21 protein-coding genes are annotated in these 22,321 nt (G+C 70.2%); 9 read left to right on the forward strand and 12 right to left on the reverse strand.

What is annotated here, in order from left to right; all coding sequences use genetic code 11:
• Positions 1-407: 407 nt before the first annotated feature.
• Together AKJ13_RS14685 and AKJ13_RS14690 are read left to right on the forward strand one after the other, a co-directional pair.
• A complete protein-coding gene (locus tag AKJ13_RS14685; protein ID WP_007560331.1) occupies positions 408-830 on the forward strand; it encodes a MucR family transcriptional regulator in 423 nt (140 codons plus the stop codon).
• Between the two features lie 97 nt (positions 831-927).
• Positions 928-1,686 carry a restriction endonuclease gene (locus tag AKJ13_RS14690; protein WP_050734010.1) on the forward strand — a complete coding sequence of 253 codons (759 nt, stop codon included), beginning with the start codon at positions 928-930 and terminating at the stop codon, positions 1,684-1,686.
• A 73-nt stretch (positions 1,687-1,759) separates the two neighbouring features.
• Here the strand turns inward: AKJ13_RS14690 and AKJ13_RS14695 are convergent, their stop codons facing one another.
• Together AKJ13_RS14695 and AKJ13_RS31880 are read right to left on the reverse strand one after the other, a co-directional pair.
• Complete coding sequence (locus tag AKJ13_RS14695; RefSeq protein ID WP_050734011.1) at positions 1,760-2,239, reverse strand: peroxiredoxin; 480 nt, start codon at positions 2,237-2,239, stop codon at positions 1,760-1,762.
• Between the two features lie 103 nt (positions 2,240-2,342).
• Positions 2,343-2,513 (reverse strand): hypothetical protein, encoded by a 171-nt coding sequence (locus AKJ13_RS31880; RefSeq protein WP_160320603.1) that lies wholly within the window; start codon positions 2,511-2,513, stop codon positions 2,343-2,345.
• 155 nt (positions 2,514-2,668) lie between these two features.
• Here AKJ13_RS31880 and AKJ13_RS14700 point away from each other — a divergent pair, with 155 nt between their 5' ends.
• Positions 2,669-3,289, forward strand: a complete 621-nt coding sequence (locus AKJ13_RS14700) for a YqgE/AlgH family protein (protein WP_050734012.1) — start codon at positions 2,669-2,671, stop codon at positions 3,287-3,289.
• A gap of 60 nt (positions 3,290-3,349) precedes the next feature.
• Here AKJ13_RS14700 and AKJ13_RS14705 read toward each other — a convergent pair whose 3' ends face one another.
• Positions 3,350-4,342, reverse strand: a complete 993-nt coding sequence (locus AKJ13_RS14705; protein ID WP_050734013.1) for a hypothetical protein — start codon at positions 4,340-4,342, stop codon at positions 3,350-3,352.
• Between the two features lie 388 nt (positions 4,343-4,730).
• On the opposite strand from AKJ13_RS14705, the gene dnaK reads away from it, so the two are divergent.
• The 4 genes from dnaK to AKJ13_RS14725 all read left to right on the forward strand — a co-directional run bounded on the left by dnaK (position 4,731) and on the right by AKJ13_RS14725 (position 9,387).
• Positions 4,731-6,647, forward strand: a complete 1,917-nt coding sequence (dnaK, locus tag AKJ13_RS14710) for a molecular chaperone DnaK (RefSeq protein WP_007560342.1) — start codon at positions 4,731-4,733, stop codon at positions 6,645-6,647.
• Between the two features lie 269 nt (positions 6,648-6,916).
• Complete coding sequence (dnaJ, locus tag AKJ13_RS14715; RefSeq protein WP_050734014.1) at positions 6,917-8,059, forward strand: molecular chaperone DnaJ; 1,143 nt, start codon at positions 6,917-6,919, stop codon at positions 8,057-8,059.
• 138 nt (positions 8,060-8,197) lie between these two features.
• Positions 8,198-8,836: a phospholipid methyltransferase gene (locus tag AKJ13_RS14720; protein WP_050734015.1), complete on the forward strand. Its 639-nt coding sequence runs from the start codon at positions 8,198-8,200 to the stop codon at positions 8,834-8,836.
• A 218-nt stretch (positions 8,837-9,054) separates the two neighbouring features.
• The gene (locus tag AKJ13_RS14725; protein ID WP_050734016.1) at positions 9,055-9,387 is read left to right on the forward strand and encodes a hypothetical protein; all 333 of its coding nucleotides are present in this window, start codon (positions 9,055-9,057) and stop codon (positions 9,385-9,387) included.
• A gap of 17 nt (positions 9,388-9,404) precedes the next feature.
• Here AKJ13_RS14725 and deoA read toward each other — a convergent pair whose 3' ends face one another.
• From deoA to AKJ13_RS14770, 9 genes are all read right to left on the reverse strand, one after another.
• Positions 9,405-10,703: a thymidine phosphorylase gene (deoA, locus tag AKJ13_RS14730; RefSeq protein ID WP_050734017.1), complete on the reverse strand. Its 1,299-nt coding sequence runs from the start codon at positions 10,701-10,703 to the stop codon at positions 9,405-9,407.
• A gap of 4 nt (positions 10,704-10,707) precedes the next feature.
• On the reverse strand, positions 10,708-11,439 hold the full coding sequence (gene deoC / locus AKJ13_RS14735) for a deoxyribose-phosphate aldolase (protein WP_050734018.1): 732 nt from the start codon (positions 11,437-11,439) through the stop codon (positions 10,708-10,710).
• The gene (locus AKJ13_RS14740; protein ID WP_050734019.1) at positions 11,432-12,256 is read right to left on the reverse strand and encodes a purine-nucleoside phosphorylase; all 825 of its coding nucleotides are present in this window, start codon (positions 12,254-12,256) and stop codon (positions 11,432-11,434) included. Before AKJ13_RS14740 ends, deoC begins: the two co-directional genes overlap by 8 nt.
• On the reverse strand, positions 12,249-12,677 hold the full coding sequence (locus AKJ13_RS14745) for a cytidine deaminase (protein ID WP_050734020.1): 429 nt from the start codon (positions 12,675-12,677) through the stop codon (positions 12,249-12,251). The genes AKJ13_RS14740 and AKJ13_RS14745 overlap by 8 nt, the downstream gene beginning before the upstream one ends.
• A 173-nt stretch (positions 12,678-12,850) precedes the next feature.
• Entirely contained in the window at positions 12,851-13,615 is a 765-nt protein-coding gene (locus AKJ13_RS14750; RefSeq protein WP_050734021.1) for an anti-sigma factor, read from the reverse strand.
• A gap of 102 nt (positions 13,616-13,717) precedes the next feature.
• Positions 13,718-14,341 (reverse strand): sigma-70 family RNA polymerase sigma factor, encoded by a 624-nt coding sequence (locus AKJ13_RS14755; RefSeq protein WP_007560362.1) that lies wholly within the window; start codon positions 14,339-14,341, stop codon positions 13,718-13,720.
• A 65-nt stretch (positions 14,342-14,406) separates the two neighbouring features.
• Positions 14,407-14,958: a glutathione peroxidase gene (locus AKJ13_RS14760; protein ID WP_050734022.1), complete on the reverse strand. Its 552-nt coding sequence runs from the start codon at positions 14,956-14,958 to the stop codon at positions 14,407-14,409.
• Positions 14,959-15,093: 135 nt separating this feature from the next.
• Positions 15,094-16,734 (reverse strand): CHASE3 domain-containing protein, encoded by a 1,641-nt coding sequence (locus AKJ13_RS14765; RefSeq protein ID WP_050734075.1) that lies wholly within the window; start codon positions 16,732-16,734, stop codon positions 15,094-15,096.
• A 290-nt stretch (positions 16,735-17,024) separates the two neighbouring features.
• Entirely contained in the window at positions 17,025-18,152 is a 1,128-nt protein-coding gene (locus AKJ13_RS14770; RefSeq protein ID WP_050734076.1) for a patatin-like phospholipase family protein, read from the reverse strand.
• A 354-nt stretch (positions 18,153-18,506) separates the two neighbouring features.
• On the opposite strand from AKJ13_RS14770, the gene ispG reads away from it, so the two are divergent.
• Positions 18,507-19,832 (forward strand): flavodoxin-dependent (E)-4-hydroxy-3-methylbut-2-enyl-diphosphate synthase, encoded by a 1,326-nt coding sequence (ispG, locus tag AKJ13_RS14775; protein WP_193375340.1) that lies wholly within the window; start codon positions 18,507-18,509, stop codon positions 19,830-19,832.
• A 456-nt stretch (positions 19,833-20,288) separates the two neighbouring features.
• Positions 20,289-22,307, forward strand: coding sequence for a potassium transporter Kup (locus tag AKJ13_RS14780; protein ID WP_050734023.1), 2,019 nt, complete (start codon positions 20,289-20,291; stop codon positions 22,305-22,307).
• Positions 22,308-22,321 lie beyond the last annotated feature (14 nt).

A 22,321-nucleotide genomic window follows, 5' to 3' on the forward strand; every position in this document is an offset into this window, starting at 1 on the left:
GGCGTGCGGCGCCCGCCCGCGGGCGCACCCGTCGTCCTACCAGATGGCACAATCTCCCGCGCGTGCAACGCCCGGATGCACCGATACCGCGGCGCCCACCCGCACCCGAACCGATCCGGGCCCGGATGCGACTGGGTTCCGCGCCAAACCCGTGTTGCGATGCGTTCGCGCGCCGGGCCGGCATCCACTTGGCCAGCGGGCCTTCTAGTCGGCTCTGTACAGTATACGACAAAACACGCCGCGACCAGGACGGCTGTTGTGAGGACTTATAATTTGGTCTTGCCCTTATATTGATCGCACCATAGTACCTGCGCCTTTATAGGCCTGTATCAGCCTCAGCAGACACAGGTTCCGGCCGGCACACGCCGAACGATGGCGGCCGGGACGAAGCGACGGGAGGTTTCGGAATGGATGCCACGGTCGGAGAGGACCTGGATTATCTCACGTTGTCCGTCGACATCGTGTCGGCCTTCGTGAGCAACAATCCGGTGCCCGCGCCGGAACTGCCCGGGCTGATCGCCGCGGTCCACGCGACCCTGCACGGCCTGAGCCAGCCCGCGGCCCCACCGGCGGAGGAACTCCGGCCGGCCGTCTCGGTCCGGCGCTCGATCCAGCCCGACTACATCGTGTGCCTGGAGGACGGGAAGAAGTTCAAGTCGCTCAAGCGGCACCTGCGCACCCACTACAACCTGACGCCCGAGGCCTACCGGGAGAAATGGGGCCTCGCCCCCGACTACCCGATGGTGGCGCCGAACTACGCCGCCGCGCGCTCCAGCCTCGCCAAGAGCATGGGTCTCGGCCACCAGCGCCGGAAGGGCCAGACGGGCTAGGCCAGCGGGCCGGCATCCACAGCTTTCCCGCCGGGATTCAGCATCGGGCAAGGGGCGCTTGCCAGGGTCGACGGGCTCATCCGCGACCCGAGATCCGATGCCCGGCAAGCCCAACCCCGTCGCCCGCCTGTTCTGGACGGCCGCGATCGGCTGCCCGTTCGGGCTCTGGTACGGACCGCCTGCCTTCGCGGCCACAGGGCTCGCCCTGACGCTGGTGCTGATGCGCCATCTCGGGCGGCCGCGGCGGTTCCGGGCGCGGGTGCGCCGGATCGCCCGGGCCCATGCCGAGACCCTGGCGCTGCGGCGCCGGCAGGAGAGCTTTTCCGACGCCTACGGCAACCGGATCGAGGATGGCTGGCTGCGGGAGCGCGCGTATTTCCTCGACCGCACCGTCCTGCCGCAGATCGGGCCGCGGTTTGCCGACCTCGCCGAGTCGGAGCGCAACCGGATGCTGGCGATCGTGGAGGCGGAAGCGGCGGCCGTCGCGCTGCCCGAGGAGGACGAGGCGCCGGGCGACGGGATCGATTACGAGCGCTACTGCGCCGAGCGCCTGGCCCGGGCGGGGTGGCGGGCGCATCGGACCCCGCCGAGCGGCGACCAGGGCGCCGATATCGTGGCGGTGCGCGATGGCCTGCGCCTGATCGTGCAGTGCAAGCGGCTGGCGAAACCGGTGGGCAACGCCGCCGTGCAGGAGGCGGCGGCCGCCCTGCGCTACTGGGCGGGCGACCGGGCCGCGGTGGTGTCGAATGCCGGCTTCACACCGGCGGCGCGCCGCCTGGCGGCGGCGACCGGCGTGCTGCTCCTGCACCACGATGCCCTGGACGACATCGACCTCGCAGGCGCGCACCGGAGCTAGCGCAATCAGGTCCCGGGATCCCAAAGGGCCGAGGCCCTTTGGCAGGGGTTCGGGGCGCGAAGCCCCGATGGCCTCAGAGAACCTTCAACAGCGCCTCGGCGCCGGAGATCTCGGTCTTCGACGGGGTCTCCTCGATGTTCAGGATCTTCACCACGCCGTCCTCGACCAGCATCGCATAGCGCTTCGAGCGGATCCCCAGGCCGAAGCCGGTGCCATCCATCTCGAGGCCGATGGCCTTGGCGAAATCGGCATTGCCGTCGGCCAGGAATTCCAGGCCCTCCGCGCCGCTCGCCTTGGCCCAGGCGTCGAGCACGAACACGTCGTTGACGCTGGTGACCGCGATGGCGTCGACGCCGCGGGCCAGGATCTCGTCCTTCTTGGCGACGAAGCCCGGCAGGTGGTTGCGGTGGCAGCTCGGCGTGAACGCGCCGGGCACGCCAATCAGCACCACGCGCCGGCCCTTGAACACGTCGTCGGTGGTGCGGGCGATCGGGCCCTCGGGGCCTGTCACCCGGAAGGTCGCCTGGGGCAGGTGGTCGCCGACCTGGATCATCGCGGGTCCCTTCGCTGACGCGCGCTCGGATCGCGCGCTGAACAATCGCGCCTGACCTAGCGTGGCGGGCCGGGCCTGTCGAGGACGGGGGCGGCGGAGGTCGTCACGCGCCGAGCAGCTTGATGAAGGCGCCGCCGGCGCCGAAGACAGCCGCGCCGTGAGCTTGGCCGCCTCGGCCATGCGCTTGCGCGGCCCGCTGGATCCGGGCGCCCTGCGCCGCGATGTCGAAGGCAGCCGGTGGTGTTGCTTCCGCCAGGGAACGTCTCCGTCTCACGGCCGGATCGGGCCTGCGCGCAGTCCAAGGCCCGAAGGCCGAAAAATATAGTGATCCGCCCGCAGATTCGACAGCGCCTTTCGGGGGCGGCACCGGCAACGGGCCCGCGCGCTTTGTCCGCTGGACAAGGCCCGGCGGCCGCGTAGCATACGCGCATGCCGAACCCAGCGTCGCCCACGCATTCCACGCTCACCGGCTCGAGCTTCCTCGACGGCCAGTTCCTCGTGGCGATGCCCGGGATGGCCGACGAGCGCTTCGCCCGCTCGGTGATCTATGTCTGCGCCCATTCGGCCGACGGCGCGATGGGCATCATCGTCAACAAGGCGGCCACCGACATCAGCATGCCGGACCTGCTGGTCCAGCTCGACGTCGCCCCAGAGGCGGACGCGATCCGGCTGCGCGAGCGGGTCGGGCACATGCCGGTGCTGATGGGCGGCCCGGTTGAGGGCCGGCGCGGCTTCGTGCTCCACACCGACGACTTCCACATCCAGCAATCGACGCTGATCATCGACGACGGCATCTGCCTGACCGCCACGGTCGAGATCCTGCGCGCCATCGCCAGCGGCGAGGGGCCAGCGAGCGCCGTGCTGGCCCTGGGCTATGCCGGCTGGCAGGCGGGGCAGCTCGAGAGCGAGATCATGGCCAATGGCTGGCTCAATTGCCCGGCTGACCCGGCGCTGATCTTCGACACCGACCTCGACGCCAAGTACGAACTGGCGCTGCGGGCCAACGGCATCGACCCGGCCATGCTGTCGATGAGTGCCGGGCGGGCCTGAGGCCGCGTCCCGAACGGGCGACCGCCGGCTTTCGGATCGGGACGATGCCCTGACCGACCGCTATTCCGGCGGCATCTCGCCGGCCGTGTCCGGGTTCACCCCATCGACGGCGGGTTCGGCGGCCGGCTTCGGCCGGGACCGGCGCGGGGCGACCGAAGCGGTCGGCACCGCAATGTTGGCGCCGAGCCGGGTGGCGAGCGCCAGGGCCCGGTTCTCGGTGACCCGGAGGTGGCAGAAGCCGTGCGTCCCCTCGCGGGCGTAGCCGCGGCAGAGCTGCTCCCGGTCGGCCGAGAAGGCCGCCTGCTCGCTCACGATCGGCCGGACGTCCTCGCGCCGGGCGCGCTGGGTCATCAGCTTGTAATTGTCGCGCACCGCCTTGTCGGCGACGCCCCGGGCGGTGTCGAACTCCCCGGCCCGAGGGATCAGCGTAGCGCCGCCCGGCCCCCAGAGGCCCACGGGGGTCGTGGCGCAATCGGCGTTCGAGAAGGTGCAGACCGGCCCCTGACCCAGGGACGAGACCAGGATTCCGCCCTCGACCACGTCGAAGCGCAGCGGGCACTCGGCCCCGGCGGCCTCGAAGCGCGGCGCGCCCTCGGGCTTGCCTTCGGAGGACAGGGTGATGGGATTGCCGTTCGCGAGCGGCACCGTGCAGGATTCGGCCGGCTGGGAGATCTTGGTGCCGGGCAGCTTGACCCGCGCCGTCACGGATGGGCCGGACCGCTCCAGCTTCAGGCTGCCGGACGTTCCGTTGAGCTGCAGCTCCTGCCCGATCACGCCGTCCTCGGACGGAGCCTTCAGCACCACCGGGCGCGCCGGGACCGGCGCCGGCCGGGGCGCCTCGGGACCTGGGGCCGCCGGGCCCGGCTCCCCGGGGGCGGGGGCGGCGGGCGGCCCCTCGGGGACGCCGCGGGGCGGCACTGGCGGCCGTTCGGGCTTGATGCCGAACAGGCGTTCGAAGAAATTCTGGGCCTGCGCCGGTGGGGCGGCGAGCGTCGCGGGCACCGCGAGGGCGGCGGCCAGAAGGGGGAGCAGGAGGCGGCGGGTCCGTGGCATCGGGCTCTGACGGGGAGACGAGGTGGCGGGGCCACGCTCAACCCCTTGTCGAAGTGTTAACACGCCATCGATGGCCTGGACGTGGCAGCGGAGCAACAAAATGCGGCGACGCCATCGGGCCAAACTCGGCCTCACGGCGGGATTTTTCAACCCGGACAAGGCTTTGGCGAAAAACGCGCCGGCCTGAGCGAACGGGCCGGCTTCGCCTTGCGAGCCCGTCCAGGGGTTCTTATATCGCCCTCGACGCGGGATTATGCGCTGGATTTCAGCCGTTCACGGCCCTTGATCCGGCCCGGGTCCCATACTCACATCACACTCAACCCGCCATGGGCCGAGCTGCTTCGGGGCTCGGCGGTCTGCTTGAACGCGACAGAAGAGGGATCCCACCATGGGTAAAGTTATCGGTATCGATCTGGGCACCACGAACTCCTGCGTGGCCGTCATGGAAGGCACGCAGCCCCGGGTCATCGAGAATTCGGAAGGCGCCCGCACCACGCCGTCGATCGTCGCCTTCACGGATGACGGCGAGCGGCTCGTCGGCCAGCCGGCCAAGCGCCAGGCGGTCACGAACCCCGAGCGCACGTTCTTCGCCATCAAGCGTCTCGTGGGTCGTACCTACGACGACCCGATGACCCAGAAGGACAAGGGCCTCGTCCCCTACAAAATCGTCCGCGGCGACAACGGCGATGCCTGGGTCGAGGCCGACGGCAAGAAATACTCGCCTTCGCAGATCTCCGCCTTCACGCTGCAGAAGATGAAGGAGACTGCGGAGTCGCATCTCGGCCAGCCGGTCACGCAGGCGGTCATCACGGTCCCGGCCTACTTCAACGACGCCCAGCGTCAGGCGACCAAGGATGCCGGCAAGATCGCGGGCCTCGAGGTGCTGCGCATCATCAACGAGCCGACCGCGGCCGCGCTCGCCTACGGCCTCGACAAGAAGAAGGCTGGCACCATCGCGGTCTACGACCTCGGCGGCGGCACCTTCGACGTCTCGATCCTCGAGATCGGCGACGGCGTGTTCGAGGTGAAGTCGACCAACGGCGACACCTTCCTGGGCGGCGAGGATTTCGACAACCGGATCGTCGAGTACCTGACGGCCGAGTTCAAGAAGGAGCAGGGCATCGACCTGACCAAGGACAAGCTCGCTCTCCAGCGCCTCAAGGAGGCCGCCGAGAAGGCGAAGATCGAGCTGTCCTCGGCCACGCAGACCGAGATCAACCTACCCTACATCACGGCCGACCAGACCGGCCCGAAGCACCTCGCGCTGAAGCTCAGCCGGGCGAAGTTCGAGTCGCTGGTAGACGATCTGGTGCAGCGCACGATCGAGCCCTGCCGCAAGGCACTCAAGGATGCCGGCGTCTCGGCCTCCGAGATCGACGAGGTGGTGCTGGTCGGTGGCATGATCCGCATGCCCAAGATCCAGGAGGTGGTGAAGTCCTTCTTCGGCAAGGAGCCGCATAAGGGCGTCAACCCCGACGAGGTCGTGGCCATCGGCGCCGCCGTGCAGGCCGGCGTGCTCCAGGGCGACGTCAAGGACGTGCTGCTCCTCGACGTGACCCCGCTGTCGCTGGGCATCGAGACGCTGGGCGGCGTGTTCACCCGGCTCATCGACCGCAACACCACGATCCCGACCAAGAAGTCCCAGACCTTCTCGACGGCCGAAGACAACCAGAACGCCGTCACGATCCGGGTCTTCCAGGGCGAGCGTGAGATGGCGGCCGACAACAAGCTGCTCGGCCAGTTCGACCTCGTCGGCATCCCGCCGGCGCCCCGCGGCATGCCGCAGATCGAGGTGACCTTCGACATCGACGCCAACGGCATCGTCAACGTGACGGCCAAGGACAAGGCGACGAACAAGGAGCACCAGATCCGCATCCAGGCCTCGGGCGGCCTCTCGGACGCCGATATCGACCGGATGGTGAAGGACGCCGAGGCCAATGCCGAGGCGGACAAGAAGCGCCGCGAGCTGGTCGAGGTGAAGAACCAGGGCGAGAGCCTGATCCACGCCACCGAGAAGTCGGTGACCGAGTTCGGCGACAAGGTCCCGGCCGCCGACAAGGGCGCGATCGAGACCGCGATGACCGCGCTCAAGACCGCGCTCGAGGGCGACGACGTCGAGACCATTAAGGCCCGCACCACGGACCTGATGCAGGCCTCGATGAAGCTCGGCGAGGCGATGTACAGCGCCAACCAGGGTGCCGGCGCCGAGGCCGGTGCCGAGGCCGGCGCCTCCGAGAAGAAGGACGACGTCATCGACGCCGACTTCCAGGAGGTCGACGAGAAAGACCAGAAGAAGCGCGCCTGAGGCGCAGTTTCGACAGAACCGAGCGGGGCCGGAGCGATCCGGCCCCGCCTCTGCTTGAGACGCGCTGTTGCGCGGGTGCCGCAGGAGCCGGATATCGTCCGCCGTCAGCGTCGGGCCGGCCGGCTCATGTTAGATCGGCGGGATCGTCATGATCGCGACGATCCTCGACCCGCTCACCCTGCTCAAGACCTGCCCCGAGGGACCCGCCGCGGCGAACCTGACGGGCCCAGGGATCGCAGCGCCTTCTGATTGTCCGGAGACTGGGTGGGATGTCGAAGCGGGACTATTACGAGATCCTGGGGGTCGCCAAGACTGCCACGGAAAGCGAGCTGAAGGTCGCTTTCCGCAAGCTCGCAATGACCTATCATCCCGACCGCAATCCCGGCGACAAGGAAGCCGAGATCAAGTTCAAGGAATTGAACGAGGCCTATCAGTGCCTCTCGGACGGCCAGAAGCGCGCGGCCTACGACAAGTTCGGCCATGCTGCCTTCAGCCAGGGCGCGGGCGGCCCCGGATTCGGCAACGAGTTCGGCGACTTCATGTCGGACATCTTCGACAATTTCTTCGGCGACGGCCGCGGCGGTGCCCAACGCGGGCGCGGCGGTGGCGCCCCGGGTCGTGAGCGCGGCTCCGACCTGCGCTACAACCTCGAGATCACCCTCGAAGAGGCCTTCATCGGCAAGGCCGAGACCATCCGGATCCCGACCTCGGTGACCTGCGAGGCCTGCGACGGCTCGGGCGCCAAGCCCGGCTCGAAGCCGCGGACCTGCCCGACTTGCGCGGGCTACGGCCGGGTGCGGGCCGCGCAGGGTTTCTTCGCCATCGAGCGCACCTGCCCGAATTGCCACGGCCGCGGCGAGATCGTTGACGATCCCTGCACCACCTGCCAGGGCGCCGGCCGGGTCAACCGCGAGCGCACGCTCTCGATCAACGTGCCGGCGGGCGTCGATGACGGCTTGCGCATCCGGCTCGCCGGCGAGGGCGAGAGCGGCCTGCGCGGCGGCCCGCCCGGAGACCTCTACGTCTTCCTCTCGATCAAGCAGCACGAGTTCTTCCAGCGCGACGGCGCCGACCTGTTCTGCCGGGTCCCGATCTCGATGGTCACCGCGGCGCTCTCGGGCGAGATCACCGTGCCGGTGATCGACGGCTCGCAGACCCAGGTGCGGATCCCGGCCGGGACGCAGACCGCCAAGCAGTTCCGGATCAAGGGCAAGGGCATGCCGGTGCTCCGCTCGCGGGAGGTCGGCGACCTCTACATCCAGGTCTTCGTCGAGACGCCGCAGAACCTGACCAAGCGCCAGCGCGAGCTGCTCCAGGAGTTCGACCAGTCGGCCTCCCCGGAGAACCATCCGGAATCGGCCGGCTTCTTCGCCAAGGTCCGGGACTTCTTCGGCAGCGCCGTCCGGCCGTGAGGCCGGATCCGAACCCGTGCACGCCCGTTATGCATCGGGCGAGCGTGGCATGCTTACCCTAGGCGCCGGGCCAGCTTGACTGTAAGACGGCGCGTTGCCTTAGCCTTCCATTCCCATCGGCTTCGAGGAATTCAGGACTTGCCGCCGCTCCGCCGTCCCAGCGCGAAGGCCCCTGCCGCCAGGGGTGACAGTTTTGGGCCGCGGCGCGACCCGCTCGAGGACGAGGCCCGCTTCCTGCGGTCCTGGTTCGAGCGGCCGCTCGTCACCGGCGCGGTGACGCCGTCGGGCAAGATGCTTGCCCGGACCATGGCGTCCTACGTCGATCCGCGCCGCGAGGGACCGGTGGTCGAGCTCGGCCCCGGCACCGGCCCGGTCACGGAGGCGCTGATTCGCCGGGGCATCGCGGCCTCTCGGCTGATCCTGGTGGAGTTCAACCCCGATTTCTGCCGCCTGCTCACCCGCCGCTTCCCCGGGGTCACGGTGATCCGAGGCGACGCCTACGACATGCGCGCGACCCTGAAGACGGTGCTGACCCAGCCCGCCGCTGCGACGATCTCGAGCCTGCCGCTGTTCACCAAGCCGCTCGAGCAGCGCCTCGACCTGCTCAATGCCGCCCACGACCTGATGCAGCCGGGCGCGCCGTTCGTGCAGTTCACCTACGCGGTGGTGCCGCCGATCCCGGCCCGCTGCGAGGCCGGCAGCTACACCGCCGATCGGTCGAACCGCGTCTGGCTGAACCTGCCGCCCGCGCGGGTGTGGGTGTATCGCCGGCCCTAGGGCACTGCGCAATCTCTGCGTGCGGCGTTTCCCGGAGTCGCTTCGCTGCGCGCGTGATGACGGCGTGGCCGGCGGGATCCCAACCACGCCCAATCCGCTCCTTGCCGAACCTGAACAACGCCTGAGGGCCGGAGTCACGTCCGCGTCAACTTAAAGGCGTCACACCGGGGCACAGCCGGTCGCGGCAGCGCGGCCGGAGAGGCACAGGGAGGACGCCGATGTTCACCAAGACCGCACGCCTACGCCTGGCAGCCGCCGCCCTGGCACTCGGGGGGATCAGCCTCGGGGCGCCCGCGATGGCCGCGCCGCTCGGCCTCGACTCCGGCCTGCATCAGGGCGCCGGCGACATCGTGGATGTCCAGTACGGCTACGGATACGGCCATCGCCACGGCTTCGGCCCGCGTCACGGTTTCGGACCGGGCTTCCGCGGTCACCACCATCACGGCTGGGGCCACGGGCGCGGCCATCATTATGGCTGGGGCCACCATCGCGGTTTCGGCCATCACCGTCATGGCGGCTGGGGCCACCGTCACGGCTACGGCCGCTGGTAAGGCAGACGGGCCGGGTCCTACCCGGCTCCCACCCGCTCGACGATCGGCGGGCGGCGGGATGACGCTTCACCCATCCGGTAGGCTGCCCGCAGACCCGCCTCCGCTCGGTCGGCAGCGGCCGCGTCGGCGGCATGGACGATCCCGAGCAGGCCGGACGCATCCCCAGGACCCGCGAGGTCGGTGAACCCGACCCGCGGGTCGATCGCGTCCTCGGGCCGGGTCCGGCCGCCGCCGAGCCCGATCACCGCAAGCCCGATCGCCCGCGTGTCGATGCCTGCCACCGTGCCGTCCTGCCGGACCGGCCGCTGCACCGGCGCCGCCGGCAGGTGGCGTGCCGGCGCCTTCAGCAGATCACCCGGGCCGCCGAGCGCCGCGATCATGTTCGAGAAGATCTCGGCCGCCCGGCCGGAGGCCAGGACCGCCTCGAGGCGCTCGGACGCCGCGTCGCGGTCCGGCGCGAGCCCGCCGGCTACCAGCATCTCCGCCCCGAGGGCCAGAGTGACCGCGTGGAAACGCGGCTCCCGGCGCGCGCCGGTCAGGTAATTGAGCGCGTAGGCCACTTCGAGCGCGTTGCCGGCGGCGCTGGCGAGGGGCGCGTCCATGTCGGTGATCAGCGCGGCGGTGCGCAGGCCGGCCCCCTCGGCGACCGTCACGATGCTCTCGGCCAGCGCCCTGGCCTCGTCGAGCCCGGTCATGAAGGCGCCGGAACCCTGCTTGACGTCCATCACCAGGCCCTGGAGCCCGGCGGCCAGCTTCTTCGACAGGATCGACGCGGTGATCAGGTCGAGGGATTCGACCGTTCCGGTGACATCGCGGATCGCGTAGAGGCGCCGGTCGGCCGGGGCCAGCTCGGCGGTTTGGCCGATGATCGCGCAGCCGACCTCACCGACGACCCGGCGGAAGGTGTCGAGCCCCGGGGTGGCGTCGTAGCCCGGGATGCTGGCGAGCTTGTCGAGCGTCCCACCGGTATGGCCGAGGCCGCGGCCGGAGATCATCGGCACATAGCCGCCGCAGGCCGCCACCATCGGGGCGAGGGGCAGGCTCACCGTGTCGCCGATGCCGCCGGTGGAATGCTTGTCGAGAACCGGGCCCGGCAGGTCCCAGGCGAGGACCCGGCCGGATTCGGCCATCGCCCGGGTCAGAGCCACGCGCTCGGGCAGCGCGAGGCCGCGGAAGAACACCGCCATGGCGAAGGCCGCCGCCTGCCCCTCCCCGACCGCGCCGTCGGTGAGGCCGCGGACAAAGGCCGCGATCTCCTCCGGATCGAGCGTCAGGCCGTCCCGCTTGGCCCGGATGGTTTCCTGCGGCAGGCGCATGCCCTCAAGACTCTCGTGCTTGCATCAGGGCGCCGAACAGGCTGCTCGCCCCGAGCCGGAATGTTTTTGCGCTCACCCAGTCGGGCCCCATGATCCGGTCGGCCAGCGCGAGATAGGCGCCGGCATCGGCGACGCTGCGCAGGCCGCCCGACACCTTGAGGCCAGCGGGGCGTCCGCTCGCCCGGATCTCGGCCAGCATCGCCTCGGCGGCCTCCGGGGTCGCCGAGACCGGGCTCTTGCCCGTGGAGGTCTTGAGGAAGTCGGCCCCCGCCGCCAGCGCCAGACGGCTTGCACGCCGGATCGCGTCGGGATCGGTGATTTCGCCGGTCTCCAGGATGACCTTGAGGGACGCGGCTCCGCAGGTGTCACGCACCGCCTCGATCATGTCGCGGGCAGTGCCCGCATCGCCGCGCAGGAAGGCGCGATAGGGCAGGACGAGGTCGATCTCGTCGGCGCCGTCGCGCAGGGCCTCGGCGGTGTCGTCGGTCGCCCGGGCGCAATCCTCGCCCCCGGCAGGAAAGTTGATCACCGTGGCGACCCGGATGCCGCTGCCCTTGAGCGCCCGGGCGCCCTGCGCCACGAAATGCGGCCAGACGCAGATCGCCGCGACGCCGCCGTTGCGCGCATCCCGGCACAGGGCCTCGATCTTCGGCTCAGTGCAGGTCTCGGTCAGGTCGGTGAGATCGAGGAGCGGCAGCGCCCGGCGGGCGACCACACCGGCATCGGGTTCATCCATGTTCGGTCTCCTCGGCGGGCAGGCCGGCCACGAAGGCCCGGAGCAGGCGGCCGAGATCCGCCGCGGCGCGGGCCGCCACCGCCTTGGTCTCGGCGTGATGGGGGGCGCCCCCGGCGATCCCGGCGGCGAGGTTGGTCACCACCGACACGGCCGAAACCGGCAGGCCGAGGAAGCGGGCCAGGATCACCTCGGGCACCGTCGACATGCCGACCAGATCGGCCCCGAGGATGCCGGCCATCCGGACCTCGGCCGGGGTCTCGAAGCTCGGGCCGGAGAACCAGGCGTAGACGCCCTCCGTGAGCGGAAGCCCGCAGGCCCCCGCCGCCGCCCGGAGCTGGGCGCGCAGCGCCGGATTGTAGGCCTCGGTCATTGGCACAAAGCGGGTGTCGCTGGCCTCACCGATCAGCGGGTTCATCCCCGACAGGTTGATGTGGTCTGCAAGCAGGACCAGGCTGCCGGGGCCGAGCTCCGGCCGCAACGACCCCGAGGCGTTGGTCAGGAGCAGGCGCTTTGCGCCAAGGCCGGCCGCGCAGGCGAGCGGCACCCGCATCGCCGCAGCGTCACCCCGCTCGTAGGCATGCGCCCGGCCCTCGAACACCAGCACCGGCCGCCCATCGAGGCGTCCGCGATGCAGCCGGCCACCATGGCCGCTGACGCCGGCGCCGGGGAAACCGGGGATCCGGTCGTAATCCAGGGCGGTCGAATCCTCGAGTTCGGCCGCGATGCCGCCGAGCCCGGTGCCGGTGACGAGGGCGCAGGCGTAGCCGCCGCCGAAGCCCGCGGCCCGCAGCGCGTCGAGGGCGGCGGCCTCAGTCACCCAGCGTCTCCGGCCCAAACGATTCGGGCAGCAACGCCGCCAGCGTGAAGGTCTTGGCGATGCGGTCCGGCCCGGCGGCGTGGATCGGCGTGTCCGGCCCGGCGAATTCACGGATGCGCTGGCGGCAGGCGCCGCAGGGCGTCACCAGGCCGGCGCCGTCGCCGCAGACCAGGATCTCGGCGATTCGCCGGCCGCCGCCCGCGATCATCGCGGCGATCGCCCCGGCCTCGGCGCAGGTGCCGACCGGGTAGGCCGCGTTCTCGACATTGCATCCGGCATGGATCGTGCCGCGCTCGTCGCGCAAAGCCGCGCCCACCCGGAACCGGGAATAAGGCGCATGGGCCCGTTCGCGCACGGCCCGCGCGGCCTCGAACAGGGCCGTCAGCCCGTCATTCCGTTGTGCTGAATCGGCCGCCTGCATGGCCGATCTTTGGCACCCGGCGGGGCGCCCTGTCGAGGGGCGGGTGCGCAAGCAGGTCTTCCGGTGGGACGCGCCGGCTCACAGGTGTCGACAGCCCGGTCCCGTCATCCCGGGCTCGCCTATGGCGCCCCGGAATGACACGGCCGATGCTCAAGCGTCTGCGCGCGAATCGCTCAGCGTGCCGCCGCGTCAGCCCCGAGCAGGCCGGCGGCCTGACGCAGCACGGCGTCGTCCTGCGGGCCGCTCAGCGCGTAGGCGGTGTCGCCGGCGTTCCAGGACAGGAGGGCGCCGTCATCCGAGCCCGTGAGGGCGGCCGGACCGCCGCGCAGGCCCCGGGTCGCGAACAGCGAGGCCTCACCGAAGGTACCGGCCTCGAAGGCGATCTCGATGCCGGTGCCGTGGCGGCCGGGGAAGATCTGGATGTCGCGCACTTGCCAGCCGGCCGGGAGCGGCGGCAGGTCGATGCCGGTGACCGATTGAAGGCGAGCCCGGTCGTAGACCGGACGGTCGCCCTGGTTGGCGATGCTCTTGCGCAGCTGCGCCACGGCGCGGGCCTGGCGGGCATCGGCGATCAGCGCTGGATCAGGGGTCGCCGCGAGGGTGTCGGGCACGCCGAAGCGACCGATCTCGTCATGGGCGAGCCAGCCCGCGCCGACCAGCACCGCGATGGCGGCGGCGCGCTTGAGCCGCGAGGCGACCCGGTGCCAGCGCAGGTTGCGGTCGAAGCGGCGTGCGAGGACGACGTTGCGGTCAGGCCCCGGCCCGGGCAGGCGCCCGAAGGCGGCCCGGAGCGCGTCGCGATCGTGCAGGTCGGCCATCACCTGGGCGGCGGCCCCGGGATGGGCGGCCAAATGCGCCTCGACGTCGAGACGGCGCATCGGGTCGATCTGCCCGTCGACGAAAGCGATGAGATCGTCGTCTGTGATCGGATCCATCATCGGTGAAGTCCTCGGTTCCAGCGTGCCGCCGGGGCGGATCCGCCGGTCGTCATCGTCATAGGTGCCGGCTCTGCGATGCCGGCCTCGTGCGGGCCCGATGCCTCAGGCATCACCCGCGGCGCGTTTGAGGGGCGGCCGGTCCCGCGATTCGTCGGAGGTGACGAGGCGCAGGCCGGTGAAGGTGCCGCGCCGCGCATCGGGCCGGCTCGCCTCGGTCTCGGCCTCGGTCTTGGCCCGGCTGCCCTCTTCGAAGGCCCGGAGCGCCGCCCGGCCGCGGCCGAGGCGGGACATCAGCGTGCCGATCGGGATGCCGAGCACCGCGGCGGCGTCGGCATAGGCCATGCCTTCGAGCGTCACGAGGTGGAGCGCGGCGCGCTGCTCCTCCGGCAGGGTCAGGAAGGCCTGCCGGATCTGGGCGAGGCGCACCCGGCCCTCCTGGGCGGGGGGCGCCATGTCCTCACTCATCCGCACCAGCGCGTCGGCGTGCCGCGCCTCGACCTGGCGGCGGCGCTGCTCGTCGATGAATGCGTTGTGCAGCACCGTCATCATCCAGGTGCGCAGGTTGGTGTTCGGCCGCAGGGATCCCTGCATCTCCAGGGCGCGCACCAGCGTATCGTGCACCAGGTCGTCCGCCCGCAGCGCGTCGCGGGTGAGCGAGCGGGCATAGCGCCTCAGGGGCACCAGCAGATCGACGATGTCCGGATGCTTGTGCTTGTCTGATGCCATGGGGTGTGAACGCGGCAGGCCGGGCGTTTAATCCCGCGCCTCGGCTTTGCGGCAGCGGGACCCGGTCAGGCCTGATCGAGGGTGGCGGCGATGCCTGAGACCAGCCTGGGATCGGTGGGCTCGACCTGCGTGGCGAAAGCCGCGGCCAGCGAGCCGTCCCGGGCGATCAGGTACTTGTGGAAGTTCCAGCGCGGCGTCTCGCCCGGCCGCTCCGACGCTGCCCATTGGTAGAACGGATGGGCGCCCGGCATCTTCACCCGGGTCTTGGCGGTGAGTGGGAAGGTCACGCCGTGGTTCTTCCGTGCGGCCTCCGCGATGGCGGGCCCGTCGAGCGGTTCCTGGTTACCGAAATCCGGCGACGGCACACCGATCACCGTCAGGCCTCGGTCGCCGAAGCGGGTCCACAGGGTCTGCAGCCCGGCAAGCTGTCCGGCATAGCCGCAGGCGGTGGCGGTGTTGACCACAAGGATCGGCCGCCCGGCATAGGCCGAGAGCGGCATCGCCCCGCCCTCCGGATGCTCGAAGGCGAAGTCGGTCGCCCGCCCGGAAGCGGCCCGGGCCGCGCCGGCAATCCCGGCACCGAGCAGGATCAGGGCCTCGCGGCGCAACAACGTCATGGCGGCCTCGCAGGATCACGGGCGCTGGCACGCCCGAGCAGGATCTAGGGCGCGCCGCGGAGATCCCAACACCGGGATCCCGAATCGCCCGCGGCCCTTCGGCGGGGTTCGGGACGCGGGAACCCCGCGCTTCACTTAGGCGGCCCGCACCGTGTCGAGGAAGCGGTGGACCTCCACGTCGAGCCGCTCGGCCTGGGCCGAAAGCTCGGAGGCCGAGCCGAGCACCTGGGTGGCTGCGGCCCCGGCTCCCTCGGCGGCGCTGGCGACCCCGGCGATGTTGGCCGTGACCTCGCCGGCCCCGAACGCCGCCTGCCCGACGTTCCGGACGATCTCCTGGGTGGCCGAGCCCTGCTCCTCGATCGCCGCCGCGATTCCGGTGGACAGCCCACTCATCTCGGTGATGCGGCCGACGATGACGCCGATCGCTTCCACGGTCTCCCCGGTCCAGGACTGGATCTCGCCGATCTGCCGGGCGATCTCGTCGGTGGCCTTGGCGGTCTGTCCGGCCAGTTCCTTGACCTCGGTGGCGACCACCGCGAAGCCGCGACCGGCCTCGCCGGCCCGCGCCGCCTCGATGGTCGCGTTGAGCGCCAGCAGGTTGGTCTGCGAGGCGATGCCGCTGATCAGGTCGACCACGGCGCCGATCTTGGCGGCACGGTCGCGCAGGCTGCGCACCAGCTCCGCGGATTTCCCGGCCTCGGTGACGGCGGCGTCGGCGAGGTCGGCCGAGGCCTGGACCTGGCGGCCGATCTCGTTGACAGAGACGCCGAGCTCCTCGGCCGCCGCCGCCACGGTGTTGACGTTCGAGGCCGCCTCCTCGGCCGCCGACGCCACCGTGGTCGACTGGGCGGCGGTCTCCGTGGCCGCCGCGCTCATGGTCTCGGCGGTGGATTTCAGATTCGTCGCGGCCGTGGTGACGGCGCGCACGATGCCGCCGACCGCGCTTTCGAAGGAGGCGGCCATCTCGCGCATCGCGGCCTTGCGCTGCGCCTCGCTCCTGGCCTGTGTCTGGGCGGCCTCCTCCTCCAGGACCTTGGTGCGGGCGAGTCCGTCCCGGAAGACCTGCACGGCCCTCGCCATGGCGCCGATCTCGTCCCGGCGCCCGACCGCCGGGATCTCGGTGGAGAGGTCGTTGGCGGCGAGCTGGGTCATGGCCTGGGTCATGTGGTGGATCGGCTTGCCGATGCCCTTGTGCAGGGCCAGCGACCCGACCAGGGCGGTGAGGACGATCAGGCCGAGGCCGATCAGGTTGGCCGCCCGCGACGACGCGATGGCGGTCGCCGAGGCGGCGCTCCGCACCGTCAGCAGGTCCTGCTCGACCTGCGCGATCTCGGCCGCCTTCGCGCGCACGGCGTCCATCACCGCCTTGCCGACGCCCGAGCCTTCGAGGCGCCGCGCTTCCTGCCGGGTCGCCGGATCCTTCATCAAGGCGAGTTCGCGGTCCGCCACCTCGGCGCTCCAGCGCTCGGCCAGCGCCTTCAGCTCCATGAGGCGCGCGGGCTGGGTGGGGTTGTTGGCCGTGAGCTTGCGCGCCGCCTCCCAGGACGCCGCGAAAGCCTTCCGCCCGGCCTCCTCGGGCTGGAGGAAGCGCGGATCGGCAGAGATCAGGTAGCCGCGCAGGGCTGTCTCCCGGTCGATCATCGCCACGACCGTCCGCTCGACCTCCGCCAGCACCTCGTGGGTATGGACGGTCCAGGCCTCCGCGTCCTCGATCAATCCGATGTTGCGCAGCGAGATCGCCGAGGTGCCGGCGGTGATCGCCAGCATCAGGGCCATGACCAGCGCGATCTTCACGCCGGTCTTGAGGTCGATCAGACGAAATCCCACAGCCTGCCCTCCCAGGAACACGAATCACCGCGCCCTTCCGGTCTTCGATGAAGGGGCCGAGCTAGCGCAGCTCCATGAAAGATATCTTACGACTGGGATTTTCTGCTTTAGGACCGCAAATCAGCCAGGGAATTAGGCGACATACGTCGCGAATATACATCAACCATTGAATGAATGTCTTAAAATCGACCGCACAGATACCTAACAAACCCGGATCGAAGGGTTGGAGATACGGATCTCTACTGATACGCATCTTGCAGATTGAGTGTACAGGCCTGGCCGATCGTCCCGTAGGTCTCGGCGAGCCAGGCCTGCGCGGCCGCGCGGCCCTTGTCCCGCAGGCGCTTGAACACGGTCCAGCGCGCGTCGAGCTTGGAGGCGGCGTTGTAATCCTCCAGCGCGTCGGTCCCATCGATGCGGTGCACCAAGACCCGCCGGTAGCCCCCCTGACCGAGGGTGCCGTCCTCGATCAGGCCGTCGATGAAGTCGATCGCCCGCAATTCCCGCATCAGGTTGGCGTTGAAGGTGATCTCGTTGAGCCGGTCGCGGATCTCGCTCTCCGTGCGCGGGGTTTCACGCCGCTCGACCGGGTTGATCTGGACCAGCACGATGTCGCGGGTCTGGGCGGCCCGGTGCAGCGGGTAGAGCGGCGGGTTGCCGAGATAGCCGCCGTCCCAATAGGGCACGCCATCGATTTCCACGGCCTGGAACACCGTCGGCAGGCAGGCCGAGGCCATCAGGTGATCAACGGTCAGGCGCTCGCGTTCGAACACCGCGAGCTTGCCGGTCCAGACATTGGTCGCCGAGACGAACAGGCCCGCGGTCTCGGCCTCGCGCAGGCGCTCGAAATCGATCTGCTCGGCCAGCGCCTTGCGCAGCGGGTTGATGTTGAGCGGGTTCGACACGTAGGGGCTGGGCGAGAGCATCTTGGCCCAGAATTCGGCCACCGGATTGCCCTTCCACAGGTTGAACAACCCGCTGACGAAGTTGCGCTGCGTCGGCCCGAGATCGCCGTCGAGGCTGACCTCGCGCCAGAACCGCTCCAGCCCCTCCCGGGCGCCGTCCGGCCCGCCCTTCAGCCAGCCGTCGACCATCACGACGCCGTTCATCGCCCCGGCGCTCGCCCCGGTCACCGCCTCGAAGGCCAGGCGCCCGTCCTCGATCAGCGCGTCGAGCACGCCCCAGGTGAAGGCCCCGTGCGCGCCGCCGCCCTGCAGGGCCAAAGCCACCGGCTTCTCGGCCCGGGGGCCGGCGAGGAGCTGGTGGGCCGGCTGCACCGCCAAGGGTTCGATCCCGTCCGAGACCGGAATTTCCGGGACGGCGGTCGCCGGGTTGTGCGGCTCACCGCCGTGGGGGTGCTCGCTCATGTCGGCCTCCAAGAACAGGATCCCGTAAATGGGATGCTGCACTGCAACATCAACCGTGCCGGAGCCGTCCGCTGGTCCGAGCCCCGGCCGGACCGCGCGATTCGGCAACAGGGCGGACGAAAACCGATGTCGCGCCCTCGGCAAACTCGACATCCGCGGCCAGATACGACATGACAGCCGCGATGCTGTCATGCGTGGCGTCGGCTTGACGCTGCGCGGCGTCGTCCGCAGCTAAGTGCGGTCGGCCCGCAGCCCCGAAGCTCCGGCGAGGCGCGCGCCGCGAAACGCCCGGCCGGCCTCGAAAGGCTCCGGCGCTTCCGCAAAGCGCGCCCGCGAAGGTCCACGATGGAAGTCATGGAAGCCATCCGCTCCGAGAATCCCGCCCCCGAGTCCCTGCTGACCAGCGGTGGTCCGGAGATCGCCGGCCCCGCGCCACGCCACCGCACCGTGGGCGTCACGGTCGGCGAAGGTGAAGGCGCGGTTACGGTCGGCGGCGGCGCCCCGATCGTCGTGCAGTCGATGACCAACACCGACACCGCCGATATCGACGCGACGGTGGCGCAGGTCGCCCAGCTCGCCCGGGTCGGCTCGGAGCTGGTCCGCATCACGGTCGACCGGGACGAGGCCGCGGCCGCGGTTCCGAAGATCCGCGAGCGCCTGGACCGTATCGGCGTGCACGTGCCGCTGGTCGGCGACTTCCACTATATCGGCCACAAGCTGCTTGCCGACCATCCGGCCTGCGCCGAGGCCCTGGCGAAGTACCGGATCAACCCCGGCAACGTCGGCTTCAAGGAGAAGAAGGACACCCAGTTCTCCTCGATCATCGAGCAGGCGATCAAGTACGGCAAGACCGTGCGGATCGGCGCCAACTGGGGCTCGCTCGACGGTGAGCTGCTCACTCACCTGATGGACGAGAACGCCAAGCTGCCGCGCCCGATCGATGCCCGCGCGGTGATGCGCGAGGCGATGGTGCGCTCGGCGATCGGCTCGGCCGACCGGGCGGTGGCGCTGGGCCTGCCGCAGAACAAGATCATCCTGTCGGCCAAGGTCTCGGCGGTGCAGGATCTGATCGCGGTCTACCGCGAGGTGGCACGCCGCTCGGATTACGCGATCCATCTCGGCCTGACCGAGGCCGGCATGGGCTCGAAGGGCCTGGTGGCCGCCTCGGCGGCGATCGGCGTGCTGCTGCAGGAAGGGATCGGCGACACGATCCGCTACTCGCTCACCCCCGAGCCGGGCGGCGACCGGAGCGTCGAGGTCAAGGCGAGCCAGGAGCTCCTGCAGACCATGGGCTTCCGCACCTTCGTGCCGATGGTCGCGGCCTGCCCGGGCTGCGGCCGCACCACCTCGACCACCTTCCAGGAGCTGGCCCGGGACATCCAGAACTGGATCGTCACCTCGATGCCGGAGTGGAAGAAGACCTATCCGGGCGTCGAAGGCCTGAACGTCGCCGTGATGGGCTGCATCGTCAACGGCCCGGGCGAATCGAAGCACGCCGATATCGGCATCTCCCTGCCGGGCACCGGCGAGACTCCGACCGCCCCGGTATTCATCGACGGCAAGAAGGCCATGACGCTGCGCGGCGCGACGCTCGCCAAGGATTTCGAGAACGTCGTGATCGACTACATCGAGCGCCGATTCGGCCAGCAGGGCGGCGGCACGCGCACCGCGGCCGAGTAGCGCGACGCAGGCCAGGCTCGACGGGTGGATGAACCGCCGCGTCATTCCGGGCCGCCGTAGGCAAGTCCGGAGCCGAAGGAGGCACCGAAGGCGACAATCCAGAGCTGCCGACGGTGCAAGGCTCTGATCCAACGGCGTTTCCGGATCCGAGGCTCCGCTGCGCGGGCCTGGGATAGACGAGGCGGATGGGCGGAGGTTCAGGAGATTCCGGGTCTCCTGAAGGCATGATACCTCCCCCGCCGGCCCCTGCCCTCACCGAAGCCTTGATCTTCGCGGTGCCCCCCGGTTCCCGGCCGCCCGAGGCCGTGATAGCAAGGCCGCACGATCCCGTGAGTGGTTGGCCTGGTGGCCGGCCCGCGTGGTTCGGCGGAGTTTTCGCGTCCTCCTGCCCGGCCCCACCAGGCCCCTGAGCCGACCCGCGAAACGCCGGCCACGCCCGAGCCTCCGACATCCCGCATGAGCCAGACCTTCGCACCCGGCGTAGCAGCCCAGCCCGTGCCCGCGGCCTCTGACGCCTCGCCCGATTCCACCCCGGCGGTCGGCGAGACCGGCGGCACCGGCCCGGCGCAGGGGCCCGCGCCCGGCGGCGCCCTCGACGCCCCCGAGAAGGCCGAGACCCGCCACGGCCATGCCGGCTTCTGGACGCTGCTGGTCGGCTCAGTCGGCGTCGTCTACGGCGATATCGGCACCAGCCCGCTCTATGCCTTCCGCGAGGCGCTGGTCCCGGCCCGCACCGACGGCATCCTGCTGCCCGAGGAGGTGATCGGCACCGTCTCGCTGATCCTCTGGGCGCTTTTCCTGATCGTGACGGTCAAGTACGTCCTGATCCTGCTGCGCATGGACAACAACGGCGAGGGCGGCATCCTCTCGCTGATGGCTTTGGCCCGCAAGGCGCTCGGCGGCTCGCGCATCGTGTTCATGCTCGGTCTGCTCGGCGCCTCGTTGTTCTACGGCGACGCGGTGATCACCCCGGCAATCTCGGTGCTCTCGGCCGTGGAGGGGCTGAAGCTCGTCACTCCGGCGCTGGACGATTACGTGCTGCCGATCACGGTGACGATCATCGTCGTCCTGTTCCTGGTGCAGAACCGCGGCACCGCCAAGGTCGCGGCCTTCTTCGGGCCGATGACCATCGTGTGGTTCCTGGCGATGGCGCTGGCGGCCCTGCCGCATATCGGCCTGCACCCGGAGGTGTTCCGCGCCGCCAATCCCTGGTACGCGGTGCATTATCTGCTCGGCCACGGCACCGGCGCGCTGGTGGCCCTGGGCGCGGTGTTCCTGGCGGTGACCGGCGCCGAGGCCCTGTTCGCCGATCTCGGGCATTTCGGCCGCAAGCCGATCCAGGTCGCCTGGGTCTGCCTCGTGTTTCCGGCGCTCGCCCTGAACTATCTCGGCCAGGCCGCCCTGGTGCTGGAGAAGCCCGACACCGCCGACCCGTTCTTTCAGCTCGTCCCGGCCTGGGGCCTGCTGCCGATGGTGGTGCTGGCAACCTTGGCCACCGTGGTGGCGAGCCAGGCGGTGATCACCGGCGCCTTCTCCCTGTCCCGGCAGGCGATCCAGCTCGGCCTGCTGCCGCGTCTCGAGATCCGCCACACCTCCGAATCGCATGCCGGGCAGATCTACCTGCCGCAGATCAACGCGCTGCTGATGATCGGTGTCGTGCTGCTGGCGGTGCTGTTCAAGACCTCGTCGTCGCTCGCCTCGGCCTACGGGATCGCGGTGACCGGCACGATGCTGCTCACCGCCTCGATGACCTTCCTGGTGATCTGGCGGATGTGGGGCTGGTCGCCGGTGGCGGCCGCCCTGGTGATGCTGCCCTTCATCGTGGTCGAGTTCCTGTTCCTGCTCTCCAACCTGATCAAGGTGGTCGAGGGCGGCTACGTGCCCCTGATCCTGGCCGGCGGCCTGGTCATCCTGATGTGGACCTGGGTGCGCGGGGTCACGATCCTGTTCAACAAGACCCGCAAGACCGACGTGCCGCTGGTCGAGCTGGTCGGCATGCTGGAGAAGAGCCCGCCCCACCACGTGCGCGGCACCGCGGTGTTCCTGACGAGCGACCCCGAGATCGCCCCGGCCGCGCTCCTGCACAACCTCAAGCACAACAAGGTGCTGCACGAGAAGAACGTGATCCTCACCGTGGAGACGGTGGACACGCCGCGCTCGAACGAGGCCGACAAGGTCCGGATCGAGCCGGTGGGGCCGCATTTCTTCCGGGTGGTGATGAAGTTCGGCTACATGGAGACGCCGAACATCCCGAAGACCCTGGTGCTGCTGCGCCGCCAGGGCTTCAAGTTCGACATCATGGCGACGTCGTTCTTCCTGTCCCGCCGCTCGATCCGCCCGGCAACCCATTCGGGCATGCCGCTCTGGCAGGACCGCATCTTCATCACCCTCGCCAAGAACGCCAACGACGCCACAGACTTCTTCCAGATCCCCACCGGGCGTGTGGTCGAGGTGGGGACGCAGGTGACGGTGTAGCGCCGGCCCCTGGT

This window comes from Methylobacterium sp. ARG-1 (genome assembly GCF_001262595.1).
Taxonomy (GTDB): domain Bacteria; phylum Pseudomonadota; class Alphaproteobacteria; order Rhizobiales; family Beijerinckiaceae; genus Methylobacterium; species Methylobacterium brachiatum.

Bases quoted from the DNA above. Each gene is read 5' to 3' on its own strand.
- AKJ13_RS14685 (WP_007560331.1), top strand. From the start codon at position 408: ATGGATGCCACGGTCGGAGAGGACCTGGATTATCTCACGTTGTCCGTC.
- AKJ13_RS14690 (WP_050734010.1), top strand. From the start codon at position 928: ATGCCCGGCAAGCCCAACCCCGTCGCCCGCCTGTTCTGGACGGCCGCG.
- AKJ13_RS14695 (WP_050734011.1), bottom strand. From the start codon at position 2,239: ATGATCCAGGTCGGCGACCACCTGCCCCAGGCGACCTTCCGGGTGACA.
- AKJ13_RS14700 (WP_050734012.1), top strand. From the start codon at position 2,669: ATGCCGAACCCAGCGTCGCCCACGCATTCCACGCTCACCGGCTCGAGC.
- AKJ13_RS14705 (WP_050734013.1), bottom strand. From the start codon at position 4,342: ATGCCACGGACCCGCCGCCTCCTGCTCCCCCTTCTGGCCGCCGCCCTC.
- dnaK (WP_007560342.1), top strand. From the start codon at position 4,731: ATGGGTAAAGTTATCGGTATCGATCTGGGCACCACGAACTCCTGCGTG.
- dnaJ (WP_050734014.1), top strand. From the start codon at position 6,917: ATGTCGAAGCGGGACTATTACGAGATCCTGGGGGTCGCCAAGACTGCC.
- AKJ13_RS14725 (WP_050734016.1), top strand. From the start codon at position 9,055: ATGTTCACCAAGACCGCACGCCTACGCCTGGCAGCCGCCGCCCTGGCA.
- deoA (WP_050734017.1), bottom strand. From the start codon at position 10,703: ATGCGCCTGCCGCAGGAAACCATCCGGGCCAAGCGGGACGGCCTGACG.
- deoC (WP_050734018.1), bottom strand. From the start codon at position 11,439: ATGGATGAACCCGATGCCGGTGTGGTCGCCCGCCGGGCGCTGCCGCTC.
- AKJ13_RS14745 (WP_050734020.1), bottom strand. From the start codon at position 12,677: ATGCAGGCGGCCGATTCAGCACAACGGAATGACGGGCTGACGGCCCTG.
- AKJ13_RS14750 (WP_050734021.1), bottom strand. From the start codon at position 13,615: ATGATGGATCCGATCACAGACGACGATCTCATCGCTTTCGTCGACGGG.
- AKJ13_RS14755 (WP_007560362.1), bottom strand. From the start codon at position 14,341: ATGGCATCAGACAAGCACAAGCATCCGGACATCGTCGATCTGCTGGTG.
- AKJ13_RS14760 (WP_050734022.1), bottom strand. From the start codon at position 14,958: ATGACGTTGTTGCGCCGCGAGGCCCTGATCCTGCTCGGTGCCGGGATT.
- AKJ13_RS14765 (WP_050734075.1), bottom strand. From the start codon at position 16,734: ATGGCCCTGATGCTGGCGATCACCGCCGGCACCTCGGCGATCTCGCTG.
- AKJ13_RS14770 (WP_050734076.1), bottom strand. From the start codon at position 18,152: ATGAGCGAGCACCCCCACGGCGGTGAGCCGCACAACCCGGCGACCGCC.
- ispG (WP_193375340.1), top strand. From the start codon at position 18,507: ATGGAAGCCATCCGCTCCGAGAATCCCGCCCCCGAGTCCCTGCTGACC.
- AKJ13_RS14780 (WP_050734023.1), top strand. From the start codon at position 20,289: ATGAGCCAGACCTTCGCACCCGGCGTAGCAGCCCAGCCCGTGCCCGCG.